The organism is Bartonella senegalensis OS02, from assembly GCF_000312545.1.
Taxonomy (GTDB): Bacteria; Pseudomonadota; Alphaproteobacteria; order Rhizobiales; family Rhizobiaceae; genus Bartonella; species Bartonella senegalensis.
Genome location: NZ_HE997545.1, coordinates 48,982 through 52,308, shown reverse-complemented (window position 1 = coordinate 52,308; position 3,327 = coordinate 48,982). Strand labels below are relative to the sequence as shown.

Annotated in this window: 4 protein-coding genes and 2 pseudogenes; all 6 read left to right on the top strand. The window is 36.8% G+C overall.

The genetic code is table 11. The annotated features are described in order from the left end of the window. Positions 1 to 76: 76 nt before the first annotated feature. The 6 genes and pseudogenes from ssb to BN200_RS08210 all read left to right on the top strand — a co-directional run bounded on the left by ssb (position 77) and on the right by BN200_RS08210 (position 3,062). The gene (gene ssb, locus BN200_RS08235) at positions 77 to 523 is read left to right on the top strand and encodes a single-stranded DNA-binding protein (RefSeq protein WP_019222093.1); all 447 of its coding nucleotides are present in this window, start codon (positions 77 to 79) and stop codon (positions 521 to 523) included. A gap of 9 nt (positions 524 to 532) precedes the next feature. Further along, positions 533 to 1,081, top strand: a pseudogene (locus tag BN200_RS09030) (hypothetical protein). A 93-nt stretch (positions 1,082 to 1,174) separates the two neighbouring features. Further along, positions 1,175 to 1,432 carry an AbrB/MazE/SpoVT family DNA-binding domain-containing protein gene (locus tag BN200_RS08225; protein WP_019222091.1) on the top strand — a complete coding sequence of 86 codons (258 nt, stop codon included), beginning with the start codon at positions 1,175 to 1,177 and terminating at the stop codon, positions 1,430 to 1,432. Continuing rightward, positions 1,432 to 1,764 (top strand): type II toxin-antitoxin system PemK/MazF family toxin, encoded by a 333-nt coding sequence (locus BN200_RS08220; protein WP_034989436.1) that lies wholly within the window; start codon positions 1,432 to 1,434, stop codon positions 1,762 to 1,764. The genes BN200_RS08225 and BN200_RS08220 overlap by 1 nt, the downstream gene beginning before the upstream one ends. 397 nt (positions 1,765 to 2,161) lie before the next feature. Continuing rightward, positions 2,162 to 2,488, top strand: coding sequence for a hypothetical protein (locus BN200_RS08215; protein WP_019222089.1), 327 nt, complete (start codon positions 2,162 to 2,164; stop codon positions 2,486 to 2,488). Next, a pseudogene (locus BN200_RS08210) lies at positions 2,485 to 3,062 on the top strand (hypothetical protein). Before BN200_RS08215 ends, BN200_RS08210 begins: the two are co-directional and overlap by 4 nt. Positions 3,063 to 3,327 lie beyond the last annotated feature (265 nt).

The following is a 3,327-nucleotide window of genomic DNA, read 5'->3' as shown; positions in this document are numbered from 1 at the left end:
GAAATAATTGAAAAAATAAACAAATTACGATAGGATTTTACGTATATAAAATGCAAATCAAATGGAACTTACAAACATGTTGAATAAAGTGACTTTAATTGGTTATTTAGGGGCTAATCCCGAAAGTAAAACTATGAATTCTGGTGCCGAAGTGGTCAATTTTCGGTTGGCAACTTCTGAGAGCTATACGGATAAAAACACACACCAAAAAGTAGAGAAAACTGAATGGCATTCCGTGGTGGTTTTCAATCCACATTTGGCAAAAATCGCTCTTCAATATTTACACAAAGGCTCAAAAGTTTACGTAGAAGGCAAATTACAAACCCGTAAATGGCAAGATAAAAACGGTATTGACCGCTTCACAACAGAAATTGTCTTATCACAATATAAAGGTGAATTGCAGTTGCTTGATGCAAAGAAAGATCAATACACCCCTCCCTCTCCCATTACTGCTCAAAATTATGCTATCGCCTCCGGTGCCTCGGATTATAGCATATCTCTTAATGACAGCATGCCATTCTGATTGAAAAATATGACAAAAAGAAAAAAACGAGCAAAACGTGGTCGTCCACGCATTGAAGGATGTATCAGAGAACCCAATGGGCGTATCTCACGGACAAAAATGCCTCGTGATCCTATCGATAAATTGGCAATAGAAATGCGTGCCAAACGCTTCTGTTTGACCATAGAAGAAGCTAAAAATCCGCTTTCCGGTACTTATATCGGACAGCTTTTCTTACAAGGAAATCTCAATCAAGATCAATACGATGCTGCACAAAAATATCTTGAAGTAAGAAACAATTATCTCTGTGCAAAAGGTTTGCCTAATGCAATTTATGATAAAATGCCCTCATCTTCTGATGAAGCAGCAAGAGAGTAATGGGTCGAATTTGCAACAAAACAATTTTTTAATATGCAAGAGGTAATAAAAGAAACACAACACCTTTACAGACAGCACAATTTTTATGCTGCATTGCAATATCTTATTATAGAAGATCAGTCCCTATCACATCTTGTCGGTTCGCTGTATATCGTCCTTAATGCGCTCCATAAATATTTTGACCCCAAAAATAAATGGTAAGGTTTTACGAGTATTTTTATAAAAGCATCAGAAACTCTTGAAATAGCTTATAAAATGTTATATTTTTATATAATATTTTAGAGAGGATGTTTTATGCATACAACAAAATTACGTAAAGTTGGAGGGTCAGTGATGCTTTCTATACCACCCGCCTTGCTTGATATTCTCCATCTTACTGAAAACACGCAAGTTGGTTTGGCTGTTGATAATGGACAATTGATTGTGAAGCCACAGACATTTCCAAGTTACACTCTTGATGAATTGTTAGCTCAATGTAATCCTTCAGATGATTTCGTAGATGAGGATAGGGAATGGTTTGATGCTAAACCTGTTGGTAGAGAGCTCCTATGATAAAGCGGGGCGAAATTTGGCTTGTGTCTCTTGATCCAACTTCAGGCTATGAGCAAAAAGGAACGCGTCCTGTACTGATTGTGTCACCGGAGGCGTTTAATCGTGTCACGAAAACACCCATTGTCTTGCCCATTACAAGCGGAGGAAATTTTTCTCGAACCGCAGGTTTTGCTGTCTCATTGGTAGGAACAGGATTGCATACAACAGGTGTGATACGTTGTGACCAGCCACGTGCTCTTGATATTGGAGCGCGCCTGGGGAAAAAAATGGAAACAGTCCCTCCCATGATTATGAACGAAGTCCTTGCTAAGCTATTAACATTTCTTACATAGTTGGTTCAAATCTTTATCTTGTTGTACCGTAAAACACTGTTCATTGAAAAGGAAGAAAAGTCATGTAAAAGATTCATTTGAATAGAGAAATTTTGCGTCATTTTATTTCTCTGAGCACCAGATTTAGGTAAAAAATGAAAAAAATACACAATATCGTGATTTTTTCTATTGACAATACGTGAAAAATTTTATTTAATGGCAGTACGGCACTAGTCGTATTGTATCTAAAATTCAAAAATATTCCCTAAAATTTGATAAAGTATTAAACTCTAAAAATGGTTTAACATACTGTTTTTATTGATAAAATTGGCTTATCTATTTTGCACACATCAAAAGCCATTAAATGACATTTATTGACCAATGATGTCATTAATTAATTCCCTCAAAAGGAGCGAAGATGAAAGCAATCATCACTAAGCCAATGTGTGTTCTTGGCGATAATAAAAGCACTATTCGTCTTGAAACCTCAACTCCAAGTAATCCATTTGTGGAGGTTTCCAATCAAGTCTACGCACGCCTCAAACGCGCCAATGCTGCAAAACCTTTTGTGGAAAGTAAAACCACAATAAAATCTGAAAAGGTAATTGAACAGACTAAGCCAATCGAAAAAGAAGTAGTACAAACATCTTCTAAACTAGGAGCAGAAAAAACTTCACTTCAACAGACCGAAACACCTAAAGTTTCCAAGCCATCAACACCTCCTGCTAAAAAGCTTAAAAATTGAAATTAATCATCCATCAAAAGTGGTATCTTCAACAGGTAAAAGATACCTTTACCAATCTTCAAGCACCACGCCTTAATTGGGCTTTGCGTAATGCTGTCAACACCGCAGCAAAGCAAGTCGAGCGCTTTACTGAGAAGCAAGTTGCTGACATCTCATCAGCCCAATCAAAGCGCGTTAAAAAAGGCGTTTATATTAAAGGAAAGGCTACAGCTAAGTTTCTCGAAACAGATATTATTGGTTCTGGAACACCCTTGCCTCTTAAATTTTTTAAAGCAAAAGAGACAAAACGCGGTGTGACTTACACAATGTTTGGGAAAAAACAAATCTTGCCCCATGGTTTTATTAAGGGAGGAAGTTTTCCTAAGCGGGTTGATTTAAAAATGGGGGGAATGTGTTTCAAAGAGCCGACGGAGACCAATTCCCCATTGCAAAACAAGAAGGACCATCAATTGCTAAAGTTATGTCCAAGCCAGAAATTGCAAATGCTATCGCACAATATGCCAGTGAAAGATTAACCAAAAACATACAGAGACAACTTGCTCGTCAAGAATATGCTGCCAATAAAAGAGCCTAGATCATGTTCTCAAACTTTATCTACATATTACATATCCTTATTGGTTCATACATTACATAACATATTCTTATGACAATTTAAAAAACAGATCATCACTTATGCTTTGTTTTTTTCCATAAAAAAACCAATAAAATCAATGTAAAAGGTACTTTCCAGCGGGTTGGCTTCGTTGCGGGGCAGGCGAGCGCGAACTATCGCTAGCGACAGAATTTTTAAATAGACTGGACATTGTACACATAAGCCATTGATAAATAACGAATTTAAT

Excerpts from the sequence above, each read along its gene's own strand:
- ssb (WP_019222093.1), top strand. The coding sequence starts at position 77 with ATGTTGAATAAAGTGACTTTAATTGGTTATTTAGGGGCTAATCCCGAA.
- BN200_RS08225 (WP_019222091.1), top strand. The coding sequence starts at position 1,175 with ATGCATACAACAAAATTACGTAAAGTTGGAGGGTCAGTGATGCTTTCT.
- BN200_RS08215 (WP_019222089.1), top strand. The coding sequence starts at position 2,162 with ATGAAAGCAATCATCACTAAGCCAATGTGTGTTCTTGGCGATAATAAA.